Source organism: Sphingopyxis selenitireducens (assembly GCF_051550705.1).
In the GTDB taxonomy this organism is placed as follows: Bacteria; Pseudomonadota; Alphaproteobacteria; order Sphingomonadales; family Sphingomonadaceae; genus Sphingopyxis.
Genome location: NZ_JBPULG010000005.1, coordinates 175,658 through 201,708, shown reverse-complemented (window position 1 = coordinate 201,708; position 26,051 = coordinate 175,658). Strand labels below are relative to the sequence as shown.

Here is a 26,051-nt window from a genome sequence, read left to right as displayed (position 1 = left end):
AGAGTCTGCGATGAACGACATGACGCATGAACATGCGACGTTCCGATCGATGATCGACGGGACGCAGCAGGATTGGGACATTATTGCGCGCGAGCAGAAAGAATTCGCTCCGAACAATGGCAAGCGCATCCTCGATCATCTGAAGCTGCTCGGCGGCGATTATGGCGGCTTTCCGGTCGACCGGCTCGAGCATTGCCTGCAAACCGCGACCCGCGCCCACCGCGATGGCCGCGACGAGGAATATGTCGTGATGGCGCTGCTCCACGACATTGGCGACACGCTGGGCGCCTTCAATCATCCCGATGTCGCAGCAGCGATCCTCAAGCCGTTCCTGTCGGAAGAAAATTTGTGGATCGTCCAGCATCACGGAATTTTCCAGGGCCATTATTTCTTCCACTATCTGGGCCTCGACCGCGATATGCGCGACCGGTTCCGCGATAGCCCGCATTATGCGGCGTGCGCGCATTTCTGCGAAGCCTATGACGCCCCGGCGTTCGACCCCGAATATGCCAGCGAGCCGCTGGAGTTTTTCGAACCGATGGTGATGCGGGTCTGCTCCTATCCCAAGAACAGCATCTATAAAAAGGTGATGACCCAGGAAGCGGCGTAAAAAAATGCCCCGGCAAAAGCCGGGGCAGGTTCCTTAGGTAACTGGTTGCCTCCGGTAGTCGCCGGGGTTTCGCGTTCCGGTCTTATTGGCCTTTGAATGCGGTCTTGCGCTTTTCGAGGAAGGCCATGATGCCTTCGGCCGCATCGCTGCTGTTGCCTGCGATGAACTGGCCCTTCGCTTCGGCGTCGAGCGTGTCGGCATAGCTTTGCGACAGGCCATCGCGCAGAATCTTGCGCATCGTGCCGAGCGACAGCGTCGGGCCATTGGCGAGACGTGTCGCGAGCGCGCGGGCTTCGGATTGCAGCGCATCATCTTCGACGCATTTATAGATCAGCCCCCAATCGGCTGCCTGCTCGGCGCCGATCTTTTCGCCCAGCATCATCATCTGCGTGGCGCGCGGCAAGCCGATCAGGCGCGGCAGAAGCCACGACGATCCGCCGTCGGGAACAAGTCCGATGTTGACGAAGGCCTGAAGGAAATAGGCGCTCTTGCCCGCGATGGTAAAATCGCCCGACAGGCCAAAGCTGCACCCGACGCCTGCAGCGGGGCCGTTGACCGCGACGACAACGGGAATGTCGAGATTGGCGAGCGCAAGCAGCATCGGGTTATAATGGTTGCGCAGCGCCTTGCGGCTGTTCGCCCCGCCGCCGACAGCCGAATTTCGATCGCCGCCAAGGTCGGCGCCTGAACAGAAACCACGGCCCTCGCCGGTGATGAGCAGCGCGCGCGCGCCGAGTGACGGCAGATAATCAAGCGCGAGACGGATATCGTCGGCCATTGCGGGCGGCATCGAGTTCAAACGCTCGGGGCGGTTGAGCGTGATCGTCGCGACATTGTCGGCGATTTCGAGTTTGATCGTGTCGAAGGCAGGGGTGTCGGTCATGGGGAAGAAATCCTCTCGCGCTGGCGTTTCGGCTTTACCTTTACGTTCACGTAAAGTTGTGGCCGATTTGGAAAGCGAGTGCAAGGGGGGTGAAAGGGGATATCGGCGTGACTTCACCGTCATGCATGGGGGGCGATCGGCATGCAGCGGCAATCGACGCAGTTCCGCGCCCGGGATGGCGCCGGGAGGAATGGTCCGCTTGGCGTGGGGGAGCGGGCATTCAATCGCGCAGTTCCGTCATCCCGGGCTTGACCCGGGGCCCGCCTTCCTTCTCGCCGACCGCCAAAAACAAGGCGGGCCCCGGATCAAGTCCGGCGTGACGATGGTGGAGGGGTGGCAATAGGGTGGTAACCCGCCATTACGAGTGTATGTATCGGGCATGGGGAAACTACGACAATCCGCATCATCTCTTTGTTTCTATGGAGATAATCTTGAGCCGAACGAAATTACGGCGCTTCTTGGGGCGCCGCCCACAGTTGGTGTCTTAAAGGGTGATCGGTGGCTTACTTCCCGAGGGAGCGAGAAGATTGCAGGCACAGGCTCTTGGCGGATCAAGACAGAATATAGTGAGCCAGAAGACCTCAACCGACAAATTGAATCCTTGCTGTCGCCGCTTTCCAACGACTTGGTCGTTTGGCGTGACCTGACAAGTCGGTTTCGAGGAGTCATCTTCTGTGGTCTTTGGTTGGGGAGCTACAACGACGGGCTGGAGCTTAGCGCCAAAACCCTGGGCTCCATGGGAGATCGTGGCTTGCTCTTTGACATGGATATCTACGCGACGGATGACCCAGACTGAATGTCCGCAATCGGTCGATTGCGCCTCATCGCGCAGATAGCCTATGGCCACCGACAGCGAACAAAAAGGAAAAATAATGACTGCGTCATTTTCGGCGGACGAGCGACGCGAGCATTTTGCTTATTGCGTCCAACTATTTGGCGGGACCACCGCATTCTCGCGGCGCCTTGGCATAGACGAGCGAGCCATCCGCCGCTTTATCAATGGCGAGCGGCCTCTCGGTGACGGCCTCCTGGAAGATACCGCAAAGGCTTTGCGGCTGCTCATTGATGAAGCGACTGCGGCCGAAGCACAGATCGCGGCCACATTGCGCTTTCCGCCGACTGACCCGTCGTAACTGAAATTGGTTGCTTTCAGGCAACGGCTGAAATTGAGCGTTCCAGCCTAGTCGCCGCGACCTTCGCGCAAAAACCGCATCTCGCCCTCCGGGCGGGTCAGGATGAAGGCCTTGTCGCGCGCCGCAAAACAGGCGCCGTCAAACGCCGCGACGCCGAAGTCATTGGGGACCAGCCGGGCGTGCAATTTCCCCTCATCGCCTTTCGTCAGCTCGAACCGCGGTGCCGTGATGTCGTAGATCGGCTCGCTGAGTTCGATCCAGCGCGGGACGCGCGTGTCGCCCTCGGGCATCGCCCAGCCATAGTCCTGTGTATAATCCTCGATCGGATCGCCCCGATCGAAACCGATCACGAAGTCGACCCCCGCAACGCCGCGCCCGTTTGGCCAGCTGACGAAGATCGTCGGGACCGCGCCGTCGATCTCGACAGGTGGGGCCTTCTCAAAGGCCGGCGGGATGGGCGTGGGTTCGGTAAACAGGCAGATCGCATCGCCGCGCGCCTCCCAGCGTCCCTCGGCGCGTTCGTCCATCGCTCCGACCGCGAGGGCATATTGGAAATGGCCGTCGGCGGCGATGCGCAGCCCGCCCGCCGCATCGGGGCCTTCACTCAGACGATAGTCGCCGACGAGAGGTGATTCTTGCGCCGTGGCGGCGAACCCGAACGAGGCGGCGAGGGCGGCGGCAAGCAGGATATTTCGCATCCCTCGACATTGCGCCGGTTCGCCGGATTGCGCCAGCCCCTTCCCACAAACCGCGCCACCTGCTACCCGCCCGCGCCATGTCCCAGAACCGTCCCGACCGCCGCACCTTCGCCATCATCTCGCATCCCGACGCGGGTAAAACGACGCTGACCGAGAAATTGCTCGTCGCCGGCGGCGCGATCCATATCGCGGGCGAGGTCAAGGCACGCGGACAGGCGCGGCGTGCGCGGTCCGACTGGATGAAGATCGAACAGCAGCGCGGGATTTCGGTGACATCGTCGGTGATGACCTTCGAGCATCAGGGGCTGGTCTTCAACCTGCTCGACACCCCGGGGCACGAGGATTTCAGCGAAGATACCTATCGCACCCTGACCGCGGTCGACAGCGCGGTGATGGTGATCGACGCCGCGAAGGGCATCGAGCCCCAGACGCTGAAGCTGTTCGAGGTCTGCCGTCTGCGTTCGGTGCCGATCATCACCTTCATCAACAAGGTGGACCGCGAAGGCCTGCCGCCGTTCGAATTGCTCGATGAGGTCGCCGACCGGCTCGCGCTCGACGTCTGCCCGATGAACTGGCCCGCAGGCATGGGTGGACAGTTCGAAGGGATTTACGATCTTGTCGATCCGGCGCTCATGGTGCCGGGCAAGGAAGCCTCGCGCGAATATGAGGGCGAGCGGATCGGGGTTTCCGGGCTCGACGATCCCACTCTCGCCGCGCGGCTCTCTGCCGACGCGCTCGCGCATCTCAAGGAAGAAACCGACCTCGCGTCTGCCTGTTATGCGCCCTTTGACGTCGAAGCCTATCGCAACGGCGATTTGGCTCCGGTCTATTTCGGGTCGGCACTGAAAGAATTCGGGGTCGTAGACCTGCTGAACGCGCTCGCAAAGCACGCGCCGGGACCGCAACCGCAGCCGGCTGAACCCGCGCCGGTACAGCCCGATGACGATGCGGTTACCGGCTTTGTGTTCAAGGTGCAGGCGAATATGAACCCCGCGCACCGCGATCGCATCGCTTTCATGCGGATGTGCTCGGGAAAATTCGAGCGCGGGATGCGGCTGATGCAGGGCGGGACGGGCAAGGCGATCGCAATCAGCCGCCCGATGCTGTTCCTCGCGCAGGATCGCGAAATGGCCGAGGAAGCGTGGCCGGGCGACATCATCGGCATTCCGAACCATGGCACGCTGCGCGTCGGCGACACCTTGTCCGAACGCACCGACATTACGATCACCGGGCTGCCGAACTTCGCGCCCGAATTGCTGCGCCGCGTCGCGCTGATCGATCCGACCCAGACCAAGAAATTGCGCAAAGCCCTCGACGACATGGCCGAGGAGGGGATTATTCAGGTCTTCTATCCCGAAATCGGCGCGAACATGATTGTCGGCGTCGTCGGTCAGCTCCAGCTCGACGTGCTGATCAGCCGCCTCGACGCCGAATATAAGGTCGCGGCAAAGCTCGAACAGTCGCCGTGGGACACCGCGCGCTGGATCGCCAGCGACGACGCCGCGGCGCTGAAAGCGTTCCAGGCAGATCACCGCGGCGCCGCGGCGACCGACCGCGACGGCGCGCCGGTGTTCATGGCGAAGGATGCGTGGGAAGTGGGCTATGTGACCCAGCGCCACCCCGCGATCCGCTTTACCGCGACCAAGGAGCGGCGCTTCGCCTCGGCGGACTAACGCCGGGGGTTGATTGCGTTGCGCAATCGGCTCACCATCGTGCCGGGTCTGGCAACGGTGGGGGTCTCGATGCGCGGATGGATTTTGGCGCTCGCCGCGATGGCGGGCAGCAGTACGGCGGCAGCACAGACGATCGCGATGCCGATCGACAAGGGCTTCTGGATCAATGCGACTGGCACATGCGCGTCTGTGACCAACGGCTATGCCTTTGATGGCAAGCGTTGGGGCGCAGTTTATTATTACGGGCCGAATGCCAGCATGGGGCCGGTCGCCGAACTGGAAGCGATCGGGCGCACCACGGTGCTGAAGAATGGCTTCACCCATATGCAACTCGGCCCGACCGAGGGTGTCGGCTATTTTCACGTAAAATCGCTGAGCCCCGACCGCATGATGCTGCGCACCGGCGCGCCGGGCCCCGACGGCATTCAGGTGATGGACGATGTGCTGATCCGTTGCAATTTTGCTTCGCTGTCGCCGAGGATGCAATCGGCCATGCGGCGGTTCGTCCCCGCGCTGGTGGCCAGATAAGACTGAACGGATCGGCAATCGCACCGGTGATGTGACGCCGCAGGATTGATCTATACCGTACTTGGATTTTCGGAGGGAAGGGCGTCGATGCGAGGACTGGGGTTATTGTTTGTGGCCGGAACCTGCATGATCGCAGCGCCGGCAATGGCGCAGCCTGAAATCAGTATGCCGATACCCCAGGGCTTGTGGACCGCCGCGATCGAGCCATGCCACAATACGACGCATCTGAATGTCTATGACGGCAAGCGCTGGGGCAGCGTCTATTATCTGGGCGACGACAATGACGAGGGGGCCAAGGCGGCGTTCGAGAATATCGTGGAAACACGCGCAGTTCCCCTCGATTTTACCGAGATGCGGTTCGGATTTTCCGGAGCCGCCTCCTATATCCATATCAAGCCGTTTCGCAGCGACGGGATGATATACCGGACGGGCGGGCCCACCGCGCAAGGCTTCGTCGTCAAAGACGAGGTGCTCTATCTTTGCGATTATTCCAAGCTGTCGCGGAAGATGCAAAAGGCGGTGAAGGCCCACGCGACAGAGTTTGCGGCCCCGGCGAAGAAAAAATAAATCCGCGCGATCGGCGCAAATGGGTCAGATCAGACTCAGCAGGTCGGCGGGGGCGGCGACAGCTTCGTCGTCCTCCTCCTCCTCACCCTCGAACTTGCTCAAGGTTACGCCGAGCAGGCGGATTCCCTGTTCGGTCGGCAGCAGCGGGGCGAGGATCGCTTCGCCGGCCGCCAGCAGCGAGGCGCCATCGAGGATGGGGGCAGGGATTGATTTCGCCCGCGTGATCGTCTGGAAATCGGCGTAGCGCAGTTTCAGCGTCACCGTTCGTCCGCGCGCGCCCTTTTTGGCAGCGCGATCCCACACCACGGTGCAAACATGCGCGAGCGCTTCGCGGATTTCGGTATCGCTGATCAGGTCGTTGAAGAAGGTTCGTTCGCCGCCCAGGGATTTGAGCGGCCGGTTCGATTTGACCCGGCGATGGTCGATCCCGCGCGCCAGATTATAGAGCCATTCGGCGCTGTTGCCGAAATGACTTGCGAGCCAGAGCCCGTCCTGCGCCGCGAGATCGGCGCCCGAAAAGACCCCAAGCCCCTCCATCTTTGCTGCAGTGACCGGGCCAATGCCATGGAAACGTCGAATCGACAGCGTCTGGACGAACGCCGCGCCGCGGCCTGGGGGGATGATCGTGATCCCGTCGGGCTTATTCTGGTCCGACGCCAGCTTGGCGATGAACTTGTTGTACGACACGCCGGCGGAGGCGGTGAGGCCGGTCTCGTCGCGGATACGTTGGCGAATAAGCCGCGCGGTCGCGGTAGCGCTGCCAAGCCCCATCTTGTCGGCGCTGACGTCCAGATAGGCTTCGTCGAGCGACAGCGGTTCGACCTCGTCGGCATAGTCGCGAAAGATTGCGCGAATCTGGTGGGAAATCTCGCGATACGCCTCGAAACGTGGGGGAACGAAGATGAGGTCGGGGCATTGGCGCTTTGCCGTGATGCTGGGCATCGCGGAGCGCACCCCGAATTTACGCGCTTCATAACTTGCCGCGGCGACCACGCCGCGCCGCGAGGACCCGCCGACCGCGACGGGCTTGCCCCGGAGTGCCGGATTGTCGCGCTGTTCGACCGACGCGTAAAAGGCATCCATGTCGACATGGATGATCTTGCGGACGGGAACATCTGCCGCATGGATGGGATCAGCCGCATTTTCCACGCTGACGGATTAGCATGTTGCCACGATGTTCTCAATGGCGGCCGCTAGCTGTTTCACGCGAGTGCTTGACGGGACCCAAGCAAAATGGCAATCGCCCCCGACCTTGGAGATGCGGGTATAGCATAGTGGTAATGCTCTAGCCTTCCAAGCTAGCTAGGCGGGTTCGATTCCCGCTACCCGCTCCAGGTTTCCGGCCCCCGTCGCCCGGCCAAGACTCCCAAGCTACAGAAATTGGCCATAGTTGAGCGGGTTTTCGCGGTCAGCTTTCACCAATGCCCGGTGTCAATCCGCTCCCGCCAGAGAGGCTAATTGGGCGCCCTCGATTAGGGGCGTTAGAAGCCCCCGGTAAGGGCGCTGACGGAAATCGCGATTCGCGACGCAGCCCCCCGTACAAGTGGGCCGATAGTGCAGCCTTTGTGGGCGCAAGCCTCGATTGGGCTTTCGATGCGCGCGATCATCGCCGTCAACCGCCGCTGTGGGCCCGGTCTCTATTCGTCGCCGACAAGCAGAATCTCGTCACTCGTAGAGGTGGTGCGGTGCGCAATGCCTTGAAGCTCTATCGCTTTTACAAAGCCTTCGACGTCGCCTGCCTCAAACACTCCGACGATCTGTCTGTCGGGAACCGTTCCGCCCTCGAAAACAAGCTTTCTGGTTGAATAGCGATTGACGTCGGCCATCGCCTTGGACAGCGGGTCGTGCATGAAAATCAGGCGACCCTGGGTCCAGCTGGTTTCCTTGGCCACATCGACCCGCCGGAGCGTCCAGTCGAGGTCAGATCCGACCACCAACTGACGTCCCGGCACCAGATCGGCGCCTCCGCCCGATCCGGTGGTTGCGCCTTCGACCCGAACCTTGCCCTCGGTCAGGGTCACGACCATGTTGCCGCGATCCAGGCTGACCTCGAATGCGGTGCCGATCGCGCGCACTTTCTTGCCGTCGGCATAAACGACGAACGGGCGGTTGGGGTTGTGCGCGACGCGGAAAAAGGCGCGGCCCTGAATCAGATCCAGCCGCCGTTCGGTCGCGCTGCTCCGAAGGCGCAACTCGGTTTCGGCATCGAGTGTTACCACCGATCCGTCGGGAAGCGTCACGCGCGTCCGTTGCCCGGTCCCGGTCCGGAACGCCTGTTGCTGGGCGTCTTCGGCGTGATTGCCGGAGCGGACGTCAAAATAGGGTAGGGCTGTCCAGCCCAGTCCGACCACAAGCAGCAACGATGCAGCCATGGACAGAGCGCGCCGACGTCTCGTGAAGACGCCAGGTTTCGCGATGGTCGGTTGGTGCATGACGGACAGCGCCGGATCGCCTGCGATAGCCGCGCTGACGGTCCACGCCCGATCGACAAGACGATATGCCTCGCGATGATCGTCGGAGAGGTCGATCCAGGCGCGAAAATGATATTCGTCGTCCAGAGTCATATCACCCGACAACCGGAGGCTCAGCCAATGCGCAGCCTGGGCTTGCGCGGAGGTCGGACGCTTTTCCTGATCGCCGATCATGCGTCCGCCTCCATCGCCTGGGCGATATTCAGCAATGCTCGCTGCATCAGTTCCTTCACTGAATCTTTGGTAATTCCCATGTGTTGCGCGATCGCCTGATAAGTTAAATGTTCAAAACGGTGGAGTTGGAACGCCTCCCGCGCCCGGGGCGGGAGGTTCAATATGGCGTCGAGAACGCGCATATATTCCTGTCGCCCGATGGCAATGCGTTCGGGGGAAATCTGGTCGGCCAGTTCATAATGGTCCAGCCATTCGCCTGTAAGCAGCGCTGGCCGCACCGCCTGTTTGCGATATTGGCTGATCAACACATTGCGTGCGGTCGCGAATAAATAGCCTTCGACATTCTCGATCGGTTCGCTCAGTTGCGCCGCTTGCAGCCGCACGAACACGTCCTGCACCAGATCTTCGACATCGGCTTCCGCCACCCGGCGCCGAAAAAAGCTGCGCAGTCCCGGGCCATAGGCTGACATCCATGCCGAAAGATCGCGGTCCGGTTGCGCGGCGGTCATGGACAAGCCGTGTCCTTCAGTGATGGAGGCAACGCGTTTTCCTGAAAGCCCAACGTCATTTCCCCACGAAGATTAATCCACGAAAATCCGCACGCCGTTCGTGCCCGAAAGGGTAGACGCACGGTGGAGGAAACAGGGGGGAGTATTATCGGCAACGCCGTGGTTTATTGCGTTTGTGGAAATCGTCCAGCGAATATATCCATATCGGATAGGATATTTTCGATCGCCATCCCCCCTTATTCTGAAATCTTGCGTCAACATTTCTGACGTCAATCGACCGGCGTCAATAAACGGGGAATAACCCCGATACAGGGACTTTGGGAGGGTAAACATGCGTCTGCGTTCACGCGGTTTGAATCATTTTTTCTTGAGCAGTGTTGCAATCGGTTGCCTGGCTTTGTCGGGCGGTGGGGCCTTCGCACGCGAAACAGTCACAAATTATCGGATCCCGGCCCAGCCGCTGGCAAAAGCCTTGCGCGACTTCGGTGTTCAGAGCGGCATGACGATCATGGCCGACGGGGCAGTGGTCACCGGCAAGCGGACAAGCGGCTACAGCAAGCGGGCCGACCCGGAAACCGCGCTGCGCACATTGCTCGAAGGAACGGGGCTCAGCTTCCGCCGCGAAGGTAGCATTTTCGTGGTCACGCCGTCGGGAAAGGCTGCGCCAGCACCCGGCCCGTCGCCGACCAGCGCCGCTGATGTGCCGAGTGACAGCGAGATCGTGGTGACTGCGCAGAAGAAGGAAGAAAAGATCGGCGACGTGCCGATCGCGATGACGGCGCTATCGTCCGCTGCGCTTGACGACCGCAAGATCGAAGGCGGTTCCGAACTGCTGCGCGCGGTACCGAACATGAACTTTTCCAAAGGCAATTTCAGCACGTATAACATCGCGATCCGCGGGATCGGGACGAAGGCGGTATCCGCCTCGACTGACCCTGCGGTGGCGGTGAGCTTCAACAACACCCCGCTGATCCGAAACCGTCTGTTCGAATCCGAGTTTTTCGATGTACAGCGGGTCGAGGTCCTGCGCGGACCGCAGGGGACGCTCTACGGACGCAACGCCACGGGCGGCGTGGTGAATATCATTCCAGCGCTTCCCGGTCCTGATTTCGGCCTTGATGCAAAGGTCGAGGTTGGAAACTATGACACGATGCGCGTGTCGGGCATGATCAACGTGCCGCTGACCGACACGCTGGCGATCCGCGCTGCGGGGGCACTGACCAGCCGCGACGGCTTCGACTACAACAGCTTCACCGAGCGCCGCATCAACGGCCGCGATCTCTGGTCGACCCGCGTGTCGGCCCAGTGGGAGCCGAGCGACCGGTTCAAGGTCAACGCGATCTGGCAGCATTTCGAGGAAGACGACAATCGTTCGCGTACCGGCAAGCAGTTGTGCGCGCGCGATCCGGGGCCGACGACGGTGGGCGGAATTCGGGTACCCGACGGGACGCGCACCGAGCTGTTCGGCAACAAGGAATATGATCTGCGCGGGCGGCTGAGCCAAGGCTGTTTGCCTGTCTCACTCTATGACGAGCGCTCATATGGTGCGCCCAACGCCAGTGGCTACGCTCCGATCGTCGCGGGCTCGACCGAATATGTCTATATGGGATATACGCCGAGCGGTGCCCGTTCGATCGTCTCGGGCCTGAAGCCCGGCGATCCCTATGCAGGTGTCGAGCAGTCGCGCGACCTGCGAGAGGTCGCGACGAGTATCGATCCGGTCTTCCGTGCGAAAAATGACGTCTTCCAGTTCAATCTGGATTTTGATGTGAGCGACGGGCTGAAACTTGTGTCGCAGACCGCCTATTCACGCGACCGCTATTACTCCACACAGGATTACAACCGCTATGTCTCGGCGCCGGTATTTACCGACACCTTGGGATTGGTTGATCGTCGCCGCAATGCCTTGCCGATTGACCAATCGCACGCCGCGCCGGGCGGCATATTCTGCGACCATCAGCTCGGCTGTTCGGACCGGATGCTGGCGATGGATCTCAGCCGGTCACGTAACCGGCAGTGGTCGCAGGAATTTCGCCTGCAATCATCGTTCGACGGGCCATTCAATTTCAATCTCGGCGTCAATTATCTGAACTTCAAATCGCAGGACGATTATTTCGTCTTCAATAATCTCTATACTTTCATTGCCTATAACCGGAACAACCGGCTGGATGACGGAGCTCCCGGCAGCCTCTTTCGCTATCGCGATTGCCCGCCCGACGTGACTGGTCGCGACTGTGTCTATGTCGATCCCAATCCGATCGGTTCGCTTGATGAGCAGGGGCATAATTATTTCCGCAGCCGTAACGATGTCCGGACGAAATCCTGGGCGATATTCGGCGAAACATATTGGAATGTTACCGATGCGGTGAAAGTCACCGCCGGGCTGCGCTTCACCCGCGATGACAAGCGCGCGATCCTTTATCCCAGCCAACTCCTTCTTGGCGGCGGTGGCACGGGCGCCAGCGGCGGCAGCTTCAGTGGCGGTTATAAGGCGAATGACCCGCTGAACCAGCGCTGGTCGAAGCCAACCGGGCGATTGGTCATCGACTGGAAACCCGATCTGGCATTCACCGACGACACGTTGATCTACGCTTCGGCTTCGCACGGCTACAAGGGCGGTGGCGCCAATCCGGCGCGTCCCGGCATCAACCGCGAAAACGTCCAGTTTTCGGATATTTCGCCGACCTTCAAGCCCGAATATGTCAACGCGTTCGAAATCGGGACCAAGAACAGCTTCGATGGCGGGCGGCTGACGCTCAATGCCACCGCCTTTTATTATGACTATAAGGGATATCAGGTCTCGCAGATCGTCGACCGTATCGCGCTCAACGAGAATTTCGACGCGACCAGTTGGGGACTCGAACTCGAGGCGGCATGGCGCCCGTCGCGGGCGTTCCGTGTCGACGCCAATTTTGGCTATCTGCAGACGCGGATCAAGAAGGGCGCGCAGTCGATTGACGTAATGAACCGCACTCAGGGTAATAGCGAGTGGGTACTGCTTCGCCCCTTCCTTCAGGTGCCCTCGAACTGCATCGCGCCGCGGGCCTATGTTGAACAAGTGTTGCAAGATCCAAATGGCACCCAGCAAATTGGTAGTGCACTCTATGCACTGTGCGGCCAGTCCAAAGAGTTCGGGAATTTTGACCCAACCACCCCGCTTGGTGCCATCGCACGACTCTATGGCATCTCTTATGATCCGCTTGCGCCCTATGACCCCTCCAAGGTCGGCGCGATTGTCCCCTTTGATCCGGCGAATCCCAATGCCTGGCGCAGTCAGGTCAGCGGCGCGCCCAATGGCGGGCGCGGTTTCTTTGCCGATCTCGGGGGCAATGAACTGCCCAATTCACCACGGTTCACCGCCAATATCGGCGGGCAATATAGCTTTTTCTTCGGTGATTGGGATCTTACCTTCCGCGGCGATTATTACCGCCAGTCGAAAAGCTACGCGCGCGTCTATAGCACCAGCTATGACCGGCTGAAGGCGTGGGACAATGTCAATCTGACGGTGACGCTGGCGCGGCCCGATTCCGACCTCGCTTTCCAGCTCTATGTCAAAAATCTGTTCGACGATGCGCCGATCACCGATTTTTTCACCAACAGCGACGATTCGCTGCTCAGTACCAATGTCTTCACGCTCGATCCGCGCATTATCGGATTCAGCGCGACGAAGCGGTTCTGATGGCCGTGCGTGCGTCTCGCTGCGCTATCGGTTGTGTGCGGACTTATGGAAAACTGTGATGATCCATTTCGGTAAATGGAATATGAAGTATATTTTCATAGTAAATTAAATAACTGGAAAAACTATTTCCTATATTAGGTTTTCATATTTTCATTTTTTAGAAAACTATAATAATAGTTCAATATGAATTGAATTATAGTTCAAAGTGAACTTCAAAAAAATTGACGATTTTTCTGGTGTTGTCATACTCTCCATGTACCAATCATTGGTACATGGAGAGTATCGGAAATATTGGGAGAGTTGAAATGAGGAATATTATTTCTTTGTGCGCGGCGGCGCTTGCGCTCGCCAGCCCTGGCATCGCTCAGGCGGACACCTTTGGCCCCAACAACGGAACCTACACGTTCGCGGGTGCTGTTACTGTGCAGAAGAATTTGAGCCCCGCGACCTCGTGCAACCTGTCGCTTGGCATCGTCGTCACGGGCGCCGGGACTGGCACCAATGCGGCCAACGTGACCGCCGCTGCCGGATCCAAGCCTGTCTTGACTGGCGGTCCGATATGCACGGCGCTCACTTTCTCGAACCTGCCTTACTCGGTGGATGCGGTTAACACAGACGGCGTGCCCACCACGGCGGAGGAGCTGTGGATGTCGACTGTGCGTGTGGATATCCCGCCGTTGGGCGGCAATCCCGCCGACGCTTGCCAGGGCGTGCTCAAGGTCTATTGGCTGCCAGGCTCGCCACCGCAGATTGAATTTGATTCGCCCTTTTCTGACATTCCGGGTGTTTCGGGTCCGCCCCCCTGCAAGATTATTGGAACCCTTACCCAGACTTCGGGTCCGGGCGGGGCTAACCTCGTGATCACGCCCTAATCTTCCTAATCTTCCTCTCGGAATCGCCGTCCAGTCTGGATGGCGGTTTCCTGGACTTGGCGGGCGTGCGGGTCACCGTGCGCCCGCTTCATTTTCAAATTGAAACGTTAGAATTTTTATTTGATTTAACAAAAACGTGGAGATCGGATATGAGGAATATTGTTTCTTTGTGCGCGGCGGCGCTTGCGCTCGCCAGCCCTGGCATCGCTCAGGCGGACACCTTTGGCCCCAACAACGGAACCTACGCATTTTCGGGACCGGTCACGATACAGAAGGGGTTGGCTCCCCCCATCGCATGTAACCTGGCGCTCAGCATCGTCGTTACGGGCGTTAGCACTTTTGGCAATGCCGCCAACGTGAATGCCGGGCCCGTCTTGAGTGGCGGTCCCATCTGCCCGGGGATCAGTTTAACGAACCTGAGCTACTCCGTGGATGCTGTTGGTACGGGTAGCCCCGGCAGTGCGGCGGATGAGTTGTGGTTTTCGACAGTACGTTTGAATATCCCGTTTCTTCCGGGCGTTTGCCAAGGCGTGCTCAAGGCCTATTGGCTTCCAGGGTTGTCGCCGCAGATTTCATTTGCGGCCACCAAGTCGGACCTTCCAGGCCCTCCCGCCTGCGTGATCATCGGAACCCTTACTCAGGTTTCGGGTTCGGCAAATCTCGACATCGCCATCTGACCTTTGTCGGGGGAACCGCCATCCGGGCAGTTTGGCGGTTTCCCGATCTGACGGGCATATGGATCACCGCGCGCCCGCTCTATTCTCAAATCGGAGCTGTCGGCAAAGCCAAGGGAAGGCGGATTGCACGAAAGCAGAACTTCATACAGATCGGCAGGCTCGATTTTTCCATTTGAATTGAACGTTAGATAGCAATAGCTATCAAACTGGATTCGGTTGGGCCGTTTCGTGATGTGATCAATTTCGCTTGCTCCGCCCAGATCGAAATCCGGACGCGGTCACTTTTCGGGGGTGCGGATAACTGCAAAACACTGGCACCCTCTGATGAAGCTGGCTCGTCTCGCCATATTGTCTTCCGTTGCGCTTCCTGCGGGGCTCTGCCCGGTCGCGGCCGCTGCGGCTGATGAAGCACAGATTGGCGCCGTAGCGCCGCCGCCGCAAAAGCCCTCGACTGGCGACCCATCGTCCGACGCTGAAATCGTCGTCACCGCCGGTCGAAGGGGTGAAGCCAAGGTCGCGGCCGAAACCGAGTTCAGTGAAGAGGAAATTGCCAGCCACGGGGCCGATGACATCGATGATCTGATGAAGCGGCTTGGCCCCTTTATCGATGACGGCAAAGAAACGGTTATCCTGATCAACGGCAAGCCTGTGGGGTTCGACCGTTCAATCCTTTCCTATCCTGCCGAAGCGTTGGAGCGGCTGGCAGTGCTGAAGCCGGAGGCGGCGGCGCTGTATGGCGAAAGCGCCGACAAGCGCGTCGTCAATTTGGTTCTCAAAAAGAATTTTTCGATGCTGAACGTCGATGCCGGCGCCAATTTTGCGACAGCCGGCGGCCAATTTGGCGGGGACCTGTCAGTTGGGCGTAGTACGATTAGCGGGGACACACGGTGGAATGCGCAGGCGCGCATCGGTCGCGACAGCGGACTTCGTAAAGATGCGCGAAACATCCCGAGGCCGGCGGGAAGCTTCGACAGTATTGGCTTTATTTCCGCTATCAACGGCGATGAAATAGACCCTGCCTTGAGCGGCGCAGCGGGCAAGTTGGTCACTGTTGCTGCGATACCGATGGAGGCAATGTCCGGAAAACCGGCTCTTTTGGATTTCGTCGATACGGCCAATGAGCGGCATGACGTCGATCCCAACGCCTTCGACACATTTCAGCCCTTTAGGCGCAACATGTCGTTGAATATCGGCGTGACCCGCCCTCTGGGCACGTTTTCAGTCTCGCTGAATCTCAACGCCAACAAGAGCAGTGGCGCCGGATTGCGGGGCCTGTCCATGGCATCGGTGGTCATTCCGGTGGGGAGCCCTTGGTCGCCCTTTGCCGATAAAGTCATGCTGACCCGACCTTTCGCGGGCGATAGGCCGCTTCGCACGGAAAATGGTTCAAAATCGCTCGGGGGCTCATTGACACTAAACGGCGCGATCGGCGGTTGGCAGACAAGTTTGGGCGTGGATTATTCGCGGAACTGGAGCGACAGCCTGTTCGAAACCGGCATTGATGTTGCGCGAGTCCAGCAACTGATCGATGCCGGCACGGCAGACTTCAACCCTTATGGCATTTGGGATGACAGTCTGTTGCTGGCCAGCCGCAACCATAGTCGCAGTGAAAGCTTGAGTGGCCGGGCGCAGGTCCAGAAAAACATTGTTGACCTGCCGGCTGGACCGATCAGCTCAAGTTTCTCGATCAACGCGAGCCGTAGTCGCAGCGAAAGTCGTCGGAGCTACAATCGTGGCGGTCCGGCTGAGATAAACAAGTCGACCCAAGGACAGGTCAATGGACAACTTTCGCTCAGCATACCGATCTCCCGAGAGGGAGACGCTGAGATCGGGCCTTTGGGAGATCTTTCTGTCGATCTGTCGATGAGCGCGCAGACCGTATCAAAGAATCCGCTGCAAAAGCTGTTCAACGGCGGCGTGAACTGGTCGCCCCTCTCGATGGTGCAGTTGCGGGCATCCCTCGACTATTCCGAAATATCGCCCTCGTTCGAATTGCTCCATGGTCCGGTCGTCACAACGACCAACCGGATTTTCGACTATGCCCGTGGGGAAGTTGCAGAGCCCGTCTGGATTACGGGAGGCAATCCCGACTTGGGCGGAGGGAGTCGGCAGGGTTTGTCGATCGACGCGACGGTGCGGCCCTTCGATAGTCAGGTGCTGTCACTCAATTTCACCTATCGTCAATCGGTTTCAAAAGGCGCGATAGCTTCGCTTCCCGAATTGACGCCGGTTATCGAGGCCGCCTTTTCCGAAAGGGTGACGCGCGATGCGGACGGGCGCTTGATCGCGGTCGATGCCCGTCCGATCAATCTGGCGCGCGAGACGGACGCAGGGCTGAGTTCCGGCATTGCGCTCCGCCTTCCGGGTGGATCTGGCGAAGGAAAGCCAACGTCGGCAAACCCGCTGCAATTCTCCGTTTCGCTCAACCACAGCATGCAGTTGAAAAGCGAGCTGCAGACCCGTTCCGGTGTTCCCGTCATCGATCGGTTGGTCGACAGCGGTCAGTCCCGCCACAGCCTTTCGCTGCAGATGACTGTCGGAAAGCGAGGTATCGGCGCCAGCGTGAATGGCAGTTGGAGCAGCCCCGCCAGCGTGCCGAATGCGGACGGGAGATTTCGTTTCAAACCGCCGATGCTCTTCAACGCATCGATGTTTTTCGAACCGGAGCGATTATTGGGCAAAGTGGAAAAGGGCGCCTTGCTCAACGATCTCAAATTGTCATTCGATGTTCAAAATCTCTTCAACGGCTATCGCCGGGTCAGGCTGGACGACGGCAGCATCCCGGCGGGCTACAGCCGCAGCGAGATCGACCCGCTCGGCCGCACCGTGCGGATGACCGTGCGCAAAAGATTTTAGGTCGGTGAGCGGAAACGCCAATTTGCGCTGATCACTATGGCCGGGCAGCCTGAGGCCCCTCGTGCCACCGTATTTGATCGTGAGGCGACAATAGGTGAAGCAATGCGCCAGGCGCCGATCATCTGATAGTTGGCGGCGGCGAAGAAAAGGGATCGAGCATCCCGAACCACGCGACCAGTGCGAGGATTGCCGCACCGGCGAGCGCTTCGACGAGCAGGCTTCGCCGCATGGTGCGGACTGCTGCGCCGGGGGCATTCATGGCAAGTGCTTGTTTCAGCGCGGGCACGATGCGCCAGCGGTTCGCCGCCGCGAGTGCGAGCATCAGCATGAACAGCGCGAGCTTGGCGAGCAGGAGCTGCCCATAGGGTGCCGCGAGCGATGCGCCGATCCCGGACACACCGATGACGATCTGACCATTGATGAGGCCCGTCGCGGCGATGATGAGGACGCAGATCGTGCCGAGCTGTGAGAACTGGTCGAGGCTTCGTGCGGCAAGGTCGAGGCGCGCGGGCGTGGGGCGCGCGAGCAATATCAAAAAGGCGGCAATGGCGCCGATCCACACTGCCGCAGCGATCATGTGGAGGGCGTCGCTGATGCGATGGATCATGCCGATCGCGCCTTCGCTGGCGCCGGCGTGGCCCGACCAGACGAGGCTGGCGAGCGAAACCGCACCGGCCGCCGCGATGGTTCCCGCCGTCGCTACCGGGTATTTCCCGGCGAGGAGTGTGGCGGCGAACGCCAGCAACAGTGCCGCCGTTCGCCAGAGCCACGCTTTACCCACATCGCTGCGAAGGGCGAGTTCCCATAACATCCGGTGGTCTAGGGCATCGAGGCCAACACCATATATGGTGGCGGTGAGGACTACCATGCCGACCGTCGAAATCAGCAAGCCAAGCGCGCAGAGCCAGCGCACCGCGCGCCAGAAACCGGACATGATTTCGCACGAGAAGCGGTCTTCGGTGGTCGGCGCGTAGAGGAGAAAGCCCGCCACCCCGACGACGAGCATCAGGTCGGCGAAGAGCGCGAATCTGATGCCGACGAGGAGGAGGTCGGGCACCCCCTTACTTCACGGTAAAGCTGAACTCGCTTCCCATGCGGTGCGTATCGGCGCCGGCGGCTGACCATTTGACCTTGTAGGTGCCGGGAACGAGCGCGCGCTTGAGCAGAAGCGTCATCGATTTTCCATCCTTCCCCATCTGGGCGGTTGTCGGCATCCTCATCGGCGCGTGATTGGCCATGCCCGGCATTCCGGTCATCACCAGCTCGGCCCGGACGGTGGAGGCGATCAGTTTTTCATTGAAGGTCAGGCGGACCGAGGCCACTTTCGACACGCTTGCATTCGCGGTCGGGCTCGATGCCACGAGTTTCGCATGTGCGTGCGCCGAGGCCGGCGTCAGCAGCAGGGTAAAGGCAATCGCCGCGGAGGGGAGAAAAGACTTGAACATAATATCTCCAAATATCTGTCTGTCCTGCTAATACGCATAGTGTTCCTGCGGCCCTCAGCTTTTCGCTTTTGAGGGGTAGCGCGCGCGGGTGCGTATGAGGAAAAGAAGGAAGTACGGAAAATCCGATGGACGAACAGCTTCACACCCTGAAAGCGGTCGACCTGCCCGAGGGGTTGGACGCGCTTGATGACCGGATTTTGTATGCCCTGGCGGGCCGTCAGCGCGAGGCGTTTGCGACGCGGCGGCTGATGGCGCTTGCCGCCTTTATCTCACTCGGTGGCGGGATCGTCGCCGGCAGCGCAGTATCGGCGCCCGCCGTGGCTGCGAGCCCGATTTCGCCTTTGGGTCCGGTGAACGCGTTGGCGCCGTCGACCCTGCTGGATACACACTGACGATGCCGTCGCGCCGTTTGCTGCTTGTCGGGCTGGTCGCGTTCGTTGCCGCGTTGGCTGGCGTCTTCGTCGGCCGGCAGGTTTTCGACGCGCCACGCGCCAGCGAAACCGAACTGCATGCGCTGCTTCACAGCCAGCTGGAGCTGACCGACGATCAGCATGCGAAGATCGAGCGGATCGAAGCGGAGTTTGCTGCGCGGCGCAAAGCGCGCGAACAGGAAATGCGTGCGGCTAATGTCCGGCTTGCGCGGGCGATCGAGGCTGAGCATGGCTATGGCCCGCAGGTCACCGAGGCGATCGACCACACGCATGAGGTGATGGGAACGCTGCAGAAGGAAACGCTGGAGCATTTGTTTGCGATGCGCGGGATACTTAATCCCGAACAGGCGGAAATGTTCGACAAAAGCGTGGTCAAGGCGCTGACCGCCGATGCGCGGTGACCCCCGACCTCTCGCAGATTAGCGACCGCGAGCTGGCGGCGCTGGCGAAGGCCGGCCGGCAGGATGCGTATCGGGAATTTCTGGCACGCTACAAGGCACCGGTCTTTCGCCTGATCTATCGCAATATCGGTGATAGCGACGAAGCGATGGACTTGACGCAGGAGGCGTTCGTCGCGGGCTTTGCTGCGCTCGATCGTTATGACGGCGACCGCCCGTTCCGGGTGTGGATCGCCCGCATCGCGCTCAACAAATGCCGCGACTGGGCGCGGCGCCGCAAGGTACGTTCCTTCTTCGCGCGGGCGCTGCCGCTCGATAGTGCGCATGACGTTGCGAGCGACGGCCCTGCGCCCGATGCCGAGGCGGCCGGGCGCGCCGAAATGGCCCGGGTCCGCGCCGCGATGGCGCAACTGCCGGCGAAGCTGCGCGAAGTGCTGGTACTGCGCGGGCTGGAGGAGCTGAGCCAGGTCGAGGCGGCCGATATGCTGCAGGTCAGCGAAAAGACGATCGAAACGCGTCTCTATCGCGCGCGGGCACGGCTCAAGGCGTTACTTTCCGACGGCACCCCGAACTAGCCGCTGCGGCGGATTTCGCCTTTGGGGGTGAGGGGCGCTCCGTTCATCCGCGTATGGCAATAGGAACAAGAAGGAACAGTTGAACCAATATGCGTATGAACAGGCGTCATTTTGTCGGTGGAGCATTGGGTGGAGGGACCGTGGCCGGACTGGCGGCATGGTTCCCGGCATGGGCGCAGCCCGTATCGCCGGGGATCGTCGCACCGCTTCCGGTCGTATCGGGCAATGACATCACGCTGCGCATTGCGCGCCAGACGATGCGCGTCGATGGCAAGGTCAGCCGCGCGATCGGCATCAACGGCACCGTCCCGGCGCCGCTCGTTCGCCTGAAGGAAGGGCAGACGGCCAAGCTCACCGTCGTCAACGACCTCGACGAGGATAGCTCGATCCATTGGCACGGCCTGATCCTGCCGTTCCATATGGACGGCGTTCCGGGCGTCAGCTTTCCCGGCATCAAGCCGCGGTCGACCTTCGTCTATGAATTTCCGGTCGTCCAGTCGGGGACCTATTGGTACCACAGTCATTCGGGGCTTCAGGAGCAGATCGGCCATTACGGCCCGATCGTGATCGATCCCGCCGGCCCCGATCCTGTCGCGCATGACCGCGAACATGTCATCGTGCTGTCGGATCATAGCCGGATCTCGCCCGAGGAGATTTTCCGCAAGCTGAAGGTCAACCCCGGCCATTTCAACATGCAGCGCCAGACGCTCGGCGGGCTGCTCGCGGGCAAGGATCAGTCGCTGAAAGAGCGCGTCGAATGGGGCGCGATGCGCATGGACCCGACCGACGTCGCCGACGTCAACGGATCGACCTATACTTTCCTCGTTAACGGCTATGGTCCGCGCGACAATTGGACCGCGCTGTTCACGCCGGGCGAGCGCGTCCGGCTGCGAATCATCAACGCGTCGGCGATGTCGATCTTCAACGTCCGTATTCCGGGACTGCGGCTGACGGTGGTGCAGTCCGACGGCCTGAACGTGGTTCCGGTCGAAATCGACGAGTTCCAGATCGGCGTTGCCGAAACCTATGACGTCATCGTTACCCCGACCGACGACCGCGCCTATACATTTGTGGCCGAGGTCAACGACCGGTCGGGCATGGCGCGCGCGACACTGGCGCCGCGCGCCGGAATGGCGGCGGAGGTTCCGCCGCTGCGCAAGCGTCCGCTTGCGACGATGACCGACATGGGCATGGGCGCGATGGCCGGAGGTGCGGCAGGCGATGCCGCCTGCACCCCCGAACACGCCGCGATGGGTCATTGCACCCCCACCGCCGAGGCCGGGGCGGCCGACCATTCGGCCCATGGTGCTGCCGCCGGCGGCGCGATGAACCACAGCATGCGCGACTTCAGCGTCGCGCCGCAGGTCAAGCGCGATCCCAGCGTTCAGTCGATTTCACCGATGCCGATCGACCGGATGGGCGAACCGGGGCAGGGGCTGGAAGATGTCGGTCACAAGGTGCTGACCTATCACGATTTGAAGTCGCTCGATCGCAACCCCGATGTCCGCGCGCCCGAACGCTCGCTCGATATCCATCTGACCGGCAATATGGAACGCTTCATGTGGTCGTTCGACGGCGTAAAAATGTCCGATCATCACGAACCCATCCCTTTCCTTGAGGGCGAGCGGGTGCGCGTCAATCTGATCAACGATTCGATGATGGTCCACCCCATCCACCTGCACGGCCATTTCTTTGAACTGGTGACGGGGAAGGGCGATCATTCGCCGCGCAAGCACACCGTGATAGTCCAGCCGGGCGGCATCGCGACCTTCGACTTTACCGCCGACGCGCTGGGCGACTGGGCGTTCCACTGCCATCTTCTCTATCATATGCATGCGGGGATGATGCGCGTTGTCAGCGTCCGTCCGCGTGGAGACGCCGCATGACCCGCGCCTGGACCCTGCTCGCCGGTCTGTCGGCGATCGCTTTCGCAGCCCCCGCCGCCGCCCAGCCGGGACATGGCGGCCATGCGCCTGCCAGACCTGCTGCCGATCCCGACTGTGCCCCTGAGCATGCGGCGATGGGCCATTGCACCCCAAAGACGGACAGCGCCACCGGCGCGCATGGCGAACCCAAAGCGGCGCCGGCCGATGGCAATTCGGGTTGCACCGCCGAACATGCGGCGATGGGCCATTGCACGCTCGACGACGATACGGCGCCTGCAGAGCACGGCGATCATCCGGCTGCGCCAGTGGCCAGCGATCCCGACTGCGCGCCTGAGCATGCCGCAATGGGGCATTGCACCCCCAAGGCAGCCGCTCCTGCGCCCGCCGCACATGACAACCATGCGCCCGCTCCCGCGGCAGCCGATCCCGATTGTGCGCCTGAGCATGCCGCCATGGGCCATTGCACGCCGAAGGCGGCGGCCCCGGCGCCCGGCGCGGTCGGTGCCGACCTGCCCGCGGGCGATGCGCCCGCTCCGCCGCCGCCGACCGACTGGTACGCCGACCGCATTTTTCCCAAAGCCGAAATGGAGCATGCGCGCCACGCGATGATGGTCGAAAGTGGGGGGCTGCTGATCGGCTACACCAGCTTCGACCTCGAATATCAGTCGCGCAAGGGTCATGACGGTTTCAGCTGGAATGGCGAAGTCTGGTACGGCGGCGACATCAACCGGCTGACGATCAAGAGCGAGGGCGAGGGCGCCTTTGGCGAGGGGCTGGGGGGCACCGAAACGCAGCTGCTCTACAGCCGGGCGATCGGTCCCTATTTCAATGCGCAGGCGGGTGTCCGTCAGGATTTCGGACCCGGCGCCGACCGGACCTATGCGACGATCGGTTTCGAGGGGCTCGCGCCCTATTGGTTCGAGGTTGAGGGCGCCTTGTTCCTGTCGGACAAGGGCGACCTGCTTGGCCGCTTTGAGGCCGAATATGACCAGCGCATCACCCAGAAGCTGGTTTTGCAGCCCGCGGCCGAGGTGAGCTTCGCACTACAGGATGTTCCTGAAAGCGGGATCGGGTCCGGTGTGTCGGATGTCGCGCTCGGGCTGCGACTGCGGTATGAGATCGTCAAGGAGTTCGCGCCCTATGTCGGCGTCGAATGGAGCCGCAAGCTTGGCGATACCGCGCGCTTTGCCCGGATCGCTGGCGAGGGCGCTGAAAGCACGAGTCTGGTGGTCGGTGTAAAGACATGGTTTTGAACTCCGCGAAATATAGCCGGCGAAGCCTGCTCGGTCTGATGGCCGTGGCGGGCGGGGTTGTGCTGGCGGGCTGCAACAGCGCGCCCGCAGCGCCGGTCGCCGATAAGGCGGCGGACGCATCCCCCGGGGCGAAAAATATGCTCGTCTATCGCGATCCCGAATGCGGTTGCTGCACCGCCTGGGCCGAAATTGCGAAGAAAGCCGACTATGACGTGACGGTCGAAAGTCGTCCCGACATGCCCGAGATCAAGGTGCGGCACGGCGTTCCCGCCGAGCTGGCCTCCTGTCACACCGTGATCATCGCGGGCTATGTGATCGAGGGGCATGTGCCGATGCAGCATATCGACAAGCTGCTGCGCGACAAACCGCGCGATATCGTCGGTCTTGCCGTTCCCGGCATGCCGCGGGGTTCGCCGGGGATGGAAATGCCCGACGGAAGCGTCGATACGTTCGACGTGATGGCGTTTGACGCTACGGGGGCGGCGGTCGTTTATACCGCTTAGGCGCCGATGAAAATTTCGGCGACGATGACGGGGTGATCGAACGCGAGTCCGGTCACCTCTGTCGCCGCGAGGAGCAGCGCATCCCGCGCGGTCAGGGTGATCGACTGGGCGTCCAGCCCGATCATCGTGGCTTTCTCCGCAAGCAATAGCAATTGATCGGCCTCGCTTGGGCGCCCGGCTGTCCAACGCTCCAGCATGATGCGCGCCTCTCCGCGCCGCGCCATGAGGTTGAGGACGGTGCATGCGCCACCGAGCGGGCGGGCGGACACTGCTTCCTCACCCGCAAACGTCCGGGCCGGGTCGCCTGTTTCGAGATCGCGTTCATCGTCCCCGATCGCGAGCCTCAGCTTGCCGTCCAGCAACATCAACGCGCGATCGACGCCGGGCCAGGGTGAAAATGGCCCGTCGACGGCGATCGTCGCGATGCTGGCGCGCCACAGAAAATCCTCGTCGCCCGCACCCTCGGGGAACAGGGCGAGGTCATGCGTGACGCCGCCGCCGTTCCGCCATGCGCGGGCGATGCGCGCACGCGCCGGCAGGTGCCGGACCGGCATCACCCCGTGATGCCGGGCAGGTCGAGGCCTTTCTCCCGCGCGCAATCGAGCGCGATGTCATAGCCCGCATCGGCGTGGCGCATCACCCCGGTCGCGGGGTCGTTCCACAGCACACGCTCGAGGCGCGCGGCCGCCTCGGGGGTGCCGTCGGCGACGATCACCATGCCGCTATGCTGCGAAAAGCCCATGCCGACCCCGCCGCCATGGTGGAGCGACACCCAGGTCGCGCCGCTCGCGGTATTGAGGAGGGCGTTGAGCAGCGGCCAGTCCGAAACCGCGTCGGTGCCGTCGCGCATCGCTTCGGTCTCGCGGTTGGGCGAGGCGACCGAGCCGGAATCGAGATGATCGCGGCCGATGACGACCGGCGCCTTGAGTTCGCCGTTCGCGACCATCTCGTTGAACGCGAGGCCGAGCCGGTGGCGATCACCGAGCCCGACCCAGCAGATGCGCGCGGGGAGGCCCTGAAACTGGATTTTCTCGCGCGCCATGTCGAGCCAGCGGTGGAGATGCTCATTGTCAGGAAGCAGTTCCTTCACCTTGGCATCGGTTTTGTAGATATCCTCGGGATCGCCCGACAGCGCGGCCCAGCGGAACGGTCCGACGCCGCGGCAGAAGAGCGGGCGGATATAGGCGGGGACGAAGCCCGGGAAGTCGAAAGCGTTCTCGACGCCCTCATCCTTCGCGACCTGACGGATATTATTGCCATAGTCGGTGGTCGGAACCCCGGCTGCCTGGAAATCGAGCATCGCGCGGACGTGGGCTGCCATCGACGCCTTGGCGGCTTTCGCGACCGCTGCCGGATCGCTTTCGCGCTTGTCGATCCATTCGGCGACGGTCCAGCCGGCGGGCAGATAGCCGTTGACCGGATCATGCGCGCTCGTCTGGTCGGTGAGCAGATCGGGGCGGATGCCGCGGCGGTAGAGTTCGGGCAGGATTTCGGCGGCGTTGCCGAGTAGACCGACCGAGATCGGCTTCTGGTCGGCGCAGCTCTTCTCGATCAGCGCCATCGCTTCTTCGATCGTCGAGGCGGCGGCATCGAGATAGCCGGTGCGCAGGCGCATCTCGATACGGCTCGGCTGGCATTCGATCGCGAGGCACGACGCGCCCGCCATCACCGCCGCGAGCGGCTGCGCGCCGCCCATGCCGCCAAGACCGGCGGTGAGCAGCCATTTGCCCGCGAGGCTGCCGCCATGATGCTGGCGCCCCATCTCGACAAAGGTCTCGTAGGTGCCCTGAACGATGCCCTGCGTGCCGATATAGATCCACGATCCGGCGGTCATCTGTCCGTACATCGCAAGCCCGCGCTTATCGAGTTCGTTGAAATGATCCCAATTCGCCCAGTGCGGGACGAGGTTTGAGTTCGCGATCAACACGCGCGGTGCATTCTCATGGGTGCGGAACACGCCGACCGGCTTGCCCGACTGGACGAGCAGGGTTTCGTCACCCTCCAGCCGCCGCAGCGTATCGACGATCTTGTCATAGCTTTCCCAGTCGCGCGCGGCGCGGCCGATGCCGCCATAAACGACCAGTTCCTCTGGCCGCTCGGCGACATCGGGGTGGAGGTTGTTCATCAGCATGCGCAGCGGCGCTTCGGTCAGCCAGCTCTTGGCCGAGAGTTCGGTTCCCGTGGGCGCCTTGATGATGCGGCTGTTGTCGAGACGGGTCATGGTGGTCCT

25 protein-coding genes and 1 tRNA gene are annotated in these 26,051 nt (G+C 61.4%); 17 read left to right on the top strand and 9 right to left on the bottom strand.

The genetic code is table 11. From position 1 onward, the window contains the following. The first annotated feature begins 10 nt into the window (after positions 1-10). The gene (locus tag ACSYDV_RS17055; RefSeq protein WP_438325021.1) at positions 11-610 is read left to right on the top strand and encodes an HD domain-containing protein; all 600 of its coding nucleotides are present in this window, start codon (positions 11-13) and stop codon (positions 608-610) included. A gap of 82 nt (positions 611-692) precedes the next feature. On the opposite strand, the gene ACSYDV_RS17050 is transcribed toward ACSYDV_RS17055, so the two are convergent. After that, positions 693-1,493 (bottom strand): enoyl-CoA hydratase-related protein, encoded by an 801-nt coding sequence (locus ACSYDV_RS17050; protein ID WP_438325020.1) that lies wholly within the window; start codon positions 1,491-1,493, stop codon positions 693-695. A gap of 379 nt (positions 1,494-1,872) precedes the next feature. Between ACSYDV_RS17050 and ACSYDV_RS17045 the strand changes: the two genes are divergently transcribed. Then, complete coding sequence (locus ACSYDV_RS17045; RefSeq protein WP_438325019.1) at positions 1,873-2,289, top strand: DUF4279 domain-containing protein; 417 nt, start codon at positions 1,873-1,875, stop codon at positions 2,287-2,289. Between the two features lie 43 nt (positions 2,290-2,332). After that, on the top strand, positions 2,333-2,626 hold the full coding sequence (locus ACSYDV_RS17040; RefSeq protein ID WP_438325018.1) for a helix-turn-helix domain-containing protein: 294 nt from the start codon (positions 2,333-2,335) through the stop codon (positions 2,624-2,626). Between the two features lie 47 nt (positions 2,627-2,673). Here the strand turns inward: ACSYDV_RS17040 and ACSYDV_RS17035 are convergent, their stop codons facing one another. Beyond that, entirely contained in the window at positions 2,674-3,324 is a 651-nt protein-coding gene (locus ACSYDV_RS17035) for a hypothetical protein (protein WP_438325017.1), read from the bottom strand. 77 nt (positions 3,325-3,401) lie between these two features. Here ACSYDV_RS17035 and ACSYDV_RS17030 point away from each other — a divergent pair, with 77 nt between their 5' ends. From ACSYDV_RS17030 to ACSYDV_RS17020, 3 genes are all read left to right on the top strand, one after another. Further along, a complete protein-coding gene (locus ACSYDV_RS17030) occupies positions 3,402-4,997 on the top strand; it encodes a peptide chain release factor 3 (RefSeq protein ID WP_438325016.1) in 1,596 nt (531 codons plus the stop codon). Between the two features lie 18 nt (positions 4,998-5,015). Then, positions 5,016-5,525, top strand: coding sequence for a hypothetical protein (locus ACSYDV_RS17025; RefSeq protein ID WP_438325015.1), 510 nt, complete (start codon positions 5,016-5,018; stop codon positions 5,523-5,525). 126 nt (positions 5,526-5,651) lie between these two features. Further along, positions 5,652-6,092: a hypothetical protein gene (locus tag ACSYDV_RS17020; protein WP_438325014.1), complete on the top strand. Its 441-nt coding sequence runs from the start codon at positions 5,652-5,654 to the stop codon at positions 6,090-6,092. Positions 6,093-6,116: 24 nt separating this feature from the next. Here ACSYDV_RS17020 and dinB read toward each other — a convergent pair whose 3' ends face one another. Next, positions 6,117-7,241, bottom strand: a complete 1,125-nt coding sequence (gene dinB, locus ACSYDV_RS17015; RefSeq protein ID WP_438325013.1) for a DNA polymerase IV — start codon at positions 7,239-7,241, stop codon at positions 6,117-6,119. Positions 7,242-7,352: 111 nt separating this feature from the next. On the opposite strand from dinB, the gene ACSYDV_RS17010 reads away from it, so the two are divergent. Further along, a tRNA-Gly gene (locus ACSYDV_RS17010) sits at positions 7,353-7,426 on the top strand. Between the two features lie 303 nt (positions 7,427-7,729). Here the strand turns inward: ACSYDV_RS17010 and ACSYDV_RS17005 are convergent. Both ACSYDV_RS17005 and ACSYDV_RS17000 read right to left on the bottom strand, forming a co-directional pair. Beyond that, positions 7,730-8,737: a FecR family protein gene (locus ACSYDV_RS17005; RefSeq protein ID WP_438325012.1), complete on the bottom strand. Its 1,008-nt coding sequence runs from the start codon at positions 8,735-8,737 to the stop codon at positions 7,730-7,732. Further along, positions 8,734-9,246 (bottom strand): RNA polymerase sigma factor, encoded by a 513-nt coding sequence (locus tag ACSYDV_RS17000; protein ID WP_438325011.1) that lies wholly within the window; start codon positions 9,244-9,246, stop codon positions 8,734-8,736. The genes ACSYDV_RS17005 and ACSYDV_RS17000 overlap by 4 nt, the downstream gene beginning before the upstream one ends. 472 nt (positions 9,247-9,718) lie before the next feature. Between ACSYDV_RS17000 and ACSYDV_RS16995 the strand changes: the two genes are divergently transcribed. The 4 genes from ACSYDV_RS16995 to ACSYDV_RS16980 all read left to right on the top strand — a co-directional run bounded on the left by ACSYDV_RS16995 (position 9,719) and on the right by ACSYDV_RS16980 (position 17,330). Then, a complete protein-coding gene (locus tag ACSYDV_RS16995) occupies positions 9,719-12,925 on the top strand; it encodes a TonB-dependent receptor (protein WP_438325010.1) in 3,207 nt (1,068 codons plus the stop codon). 305 nt (positions 12,926-13,230) lie between these two features. Then, positions 13,231-13,797, top strand: coding sequence for a PraA/PraB family alkane oxidation protein activator (locus ACSYDV_RS16990; protein WP_438325009.1), 567 nt, complete (start codon positions 13,231-13,233; stop codon positions 13,795-13,797). A 65-nt stretch (positions 13,798-13,862) separates the two neighbouring features. Continuing rightward, positions 13,863-14,474, top strand: a complete 612-nt coding sequence (locus ACSYDV_RS16985; RefSeq protein ID WP_438325008.1) for a PraA/PraB family alkane oxidation protein activator — start codon at positions 13,863-13,865, stop codon at positions 14,472-14,474. Between the two features lie 324 nt (positions 14,475-14,798). Further along, on the top strand, positions 14,799-17,330 hold the full coding sequence (locus tag ACSYDV_RS16980; protein WP_438325007.1) for a hypothetical protein: 2,532 nt from the start codon (positions 14,799-14,801) through the stop codon (positions 17,328-17,330). 118 nt (positions 17,331-17,448) lie between these two features. On the opposite strand, the gene copD is transcribed toward ACSYDV_RS16980, so the two are convergent. Both copD and copC read right to left on the bottom strand, forming a co-directional pair. Continuing rightward, positions 17,449-18,387: a copper homeostasis membrane protein CopD gene (copD, locus tag ACSYDV_RS16975; protein ID WP_438325006.1), complete on the bottom strand. Its 939-nt coding sequence runs from the start codon at positions 18,385-18,387 to the stop codon at positions 17,449-17,451. 4 nt (positions 18,388-18,391) lie between these two features. Next, entirely contained in the window at positions 18,392-18,775 is a 384-nt protein-coding gene (gene copC, locus ACSYDV_RS16970; protein WP_438325005.1) for a copper homeostasis periplasmic binding protein CopC, read from the bottom strand. Between the two features lie 125 nt (positions 18,776-18,900). Here copC and ACSYDV_RS16965 point away from each other — a divergent pair, with 125 nt between their 5' ends. The 6 genes from ACSYDV_RS16965 (at position 18,901) to ACSYDV_RS16940 (ending at position 23,821) form a co-directional block, all read left to right on the top strand. Beyond that, positions 18,901-19,167 (top strand): hypothetical protein, encoded by a 267-nt coding sequence (locus ACSYDV_RS16965; RefSeq protein WP_438325004.1) that lies wholly within the window; start codon positions 18,901-18,903, stop codon positions 19,165-19,167. A gap of 2 nt (positions 19,168-19,169) precedes the next feature. Next, complete coding sequence (locus ACSYDV_RS16960; RefSeq protein WP_438325003.1) at positions 19,170-19,607, top strand: Spy/CpxP family protein refolding chaperone; 438 nt, start codon at positions 19,170-19,172, stop codon at positions 19,605-19,607. After that, a complete protein-coding gene (locus ACSYDV_RS16955; protein ID WP_438325002.1) occupies positions 19,604-20,179 on the top strand; it encodes an RNA polymerase sigma factor in 576 nt (191 codons plus the stop codon). The genes ACSYDV_RS16960 and ACSYDV_RS16955 overlap by 4 nt, the downstream gene beginning before the upstream one ends. Positions 20,180-20,268: 89 nt before the next feature. Next, positions 20,269-22,065 (top strand): copper resistance system multicopper oxidase, encoded by a 1,797-nt coding sequence (locus tag ACSYDV_RS16950; RefSeq protein WP_438325001.1) that lies wholly within the window; start codon positions 20,269-20,271, stop codon positions 22,063-22,065. After that, on the top strand, positions 22,062-23,318 hold the full coding sequence (locus tag ACSYDV_RS16945) for a copper resistance protein B (RefSeq protein WP_438325000.1): 1,257 nt from the start codon (positions 22,062-22,064) through the stop codon (positions 23,316-23,318). Before ACSYDV_RS16950 ends, ACSYDV_RS16945 begins: the two co-directional genes overlap by 4 nt. Then, on the top strand, positions 23,315-23,821 hold the full coding sequence (locus ACSYDV_RS16940) for a DUF411 domain-containing protein (RefSeq protein ID WP_438324999.1): 507 nt from the start codon (positions 23,315-23,317) through the stop codon (positions 23,819-23,821). The genes ACSYDV_RS16945 and ACSYDV_RS16940 overlap by 4 nt, the downstream gene beginning before the upstream one ends. Here ACSYDV_RS16940 and ACSYDV_RS16935 read toward each other — a convergent pair. Beyond that, positions 23,818-24,375 carry a HutD/Ves family protein gene (locus ACSYDV_RS16935; protein WP_438324998.1) on the bottom strand — a complete coding sequence of 186 codons (558 nt, stop codon included), beginning with the start codon at positions 24,373-24,375 and terminating at the stop codon, positions 23,818-23,820. The two genes, ACSYDV_RS16940 and ACSYDV_RS16935, sit on opposite strands and share 4 nt — an antisense overlap. Continuing rightward, on the bottom strand, positions 24,375-26,042 hold the full coding sequence (hutU, locus tag ACSYDV_RS16930) for a urocanate hydratase (RefSeq protein WP_438324997.1): 1,668 nt from the start codon (positions 26,040-26,042) through the stop codon (positions 24,375-24,377). The genes ACSYDV_RS16935 and hutU overlap by 1 nt, the downstream gene beginning before the upstream one ends. Positions 26,043-26,051: the final 9 nt, after the last annotated feature.

Coding starts and splice junctions, on each gene's coding strand:
- ACSYDV_RS17020 (WP_438325014.1), top strand. CDS start 5,652: ATGATCGCAGCGCCGGCAATGGCGCAGCCTGAAATCAGTATGCCGATA.
- ACSYDV_RS16945 (WP_438325000.1), top strand. CDS start 22,062: ATGACCCGCGCCTGGACCCTGCTCGCCGGTCTGTCGGCGATCGCTTTC.
- ACSYDV_RS17040 (WP_438325018.1), top strand. CDS start 2,333: ATGGCCACCGACAGCGAACAAAAAGGAAAAATAATGACTGCGTCATTT.
- ACSYDV_RS16965 (WP_438325004.1), top strand. CDS start 18,901: ATGGACGAACAGCTTCACACCCTGAAAGCGGTCGACCTGCCCGAGGGG.
- ACSYDV_RS16935 (WP_438324998.1), bottom strand. CDS start 24,375: ATGCCGGTCCGGCACCTGCCGGCGCGTGCGCGCATCGCCCGCGCATGG.
- ACSYDV_RS16990 (WP_438325009.1), top strand. CDS start 13,231: ATGAGGAATATTATTTCTTTGTGCGCGGCGGCGCTTGCGCTCGCCAGC.
- ACSYDV_RS17005 (WP_438325012.1), bottom strand. CDS start 8,737: ATGATCGGCGATCAGGAAAAGCGTCCGACCTCCGCGCAAGCCCAGGCT.
- copC (WP_438325005.1), bottom strand. CDS start 18,775: ATGTTCAAGTCTTTTCTCCCCTCCGCGGCGATTGCCTTTACCCTGCTG.
- ACSYDV_RS16950 (WP_438325001.1), top strand. CDS start 20,269: ATGCGTATGAACAGGCGTCATTTTGTCGGTGGAGCATTGGGTGGAGGG.
- hutU (WP_438324997.1), bottom strand. CDS start 26,042: ATGACCCGTCTCGACAACAGCCGCATCATCAAGGCGCCCACGGGAACC.
- ACSYDV_RS17035 (WP_438325017.1), bottom strand. CDS start 3,324: ATGCGAAATATCCTGCTTGCCGCCGCCCTCGCCGCCTCGTTCGGGTTC.
- ACSYDV_RS17045 (WP_438325019.1), top strand. CDS start 1,873: ATGGGGAAACTACGACAATCCGCATCATCTCTTTGTTTCTATGGAGAT.
- ACSYDV_RS17030 (WP_438325016.1), top strand. CDS start 3,402: ATGTCCCAGAACCGTCCCGACCGCCGCACCTTCGCCATCATCTCGCAT.
- ACSYDV_RS16980 (WP_438325007.1), top strand. CDS start 14,799: ATGAAGCTGGCTCGTCTCGCCATATTGTCTTCCGTTGCGCTTCCTGCG.
- ACSYDV_RS16960 (WP_438325003.1), top strand. CDS start 19,170: ATGCCGTCGCGCCGTTTGCTGCTTGTCGGGCTGGTCGCGTTCGTTGCC.
- ACSYDV_RS17050 (WP_438325020.1), bottom strand. CDS start 1,493: ATGACCGACACCCCTGCCTTCGACACGATCAAACTCGAAATCGCCGAC.
- ACSYDV_RS17055 (WP_438325021.1), top strand. CDS start 11: ATGAACGACATGACGCATGAACATGCGACGTTCCGATCGATGATCGAC.
- ACSYDV_RS17000 (WP_438325011.1), bottom strand. CDS start 9,246: ATGACCGCCGCGCAACCGGACCGCGATCTTTCGGCATGGATGTCAGCC.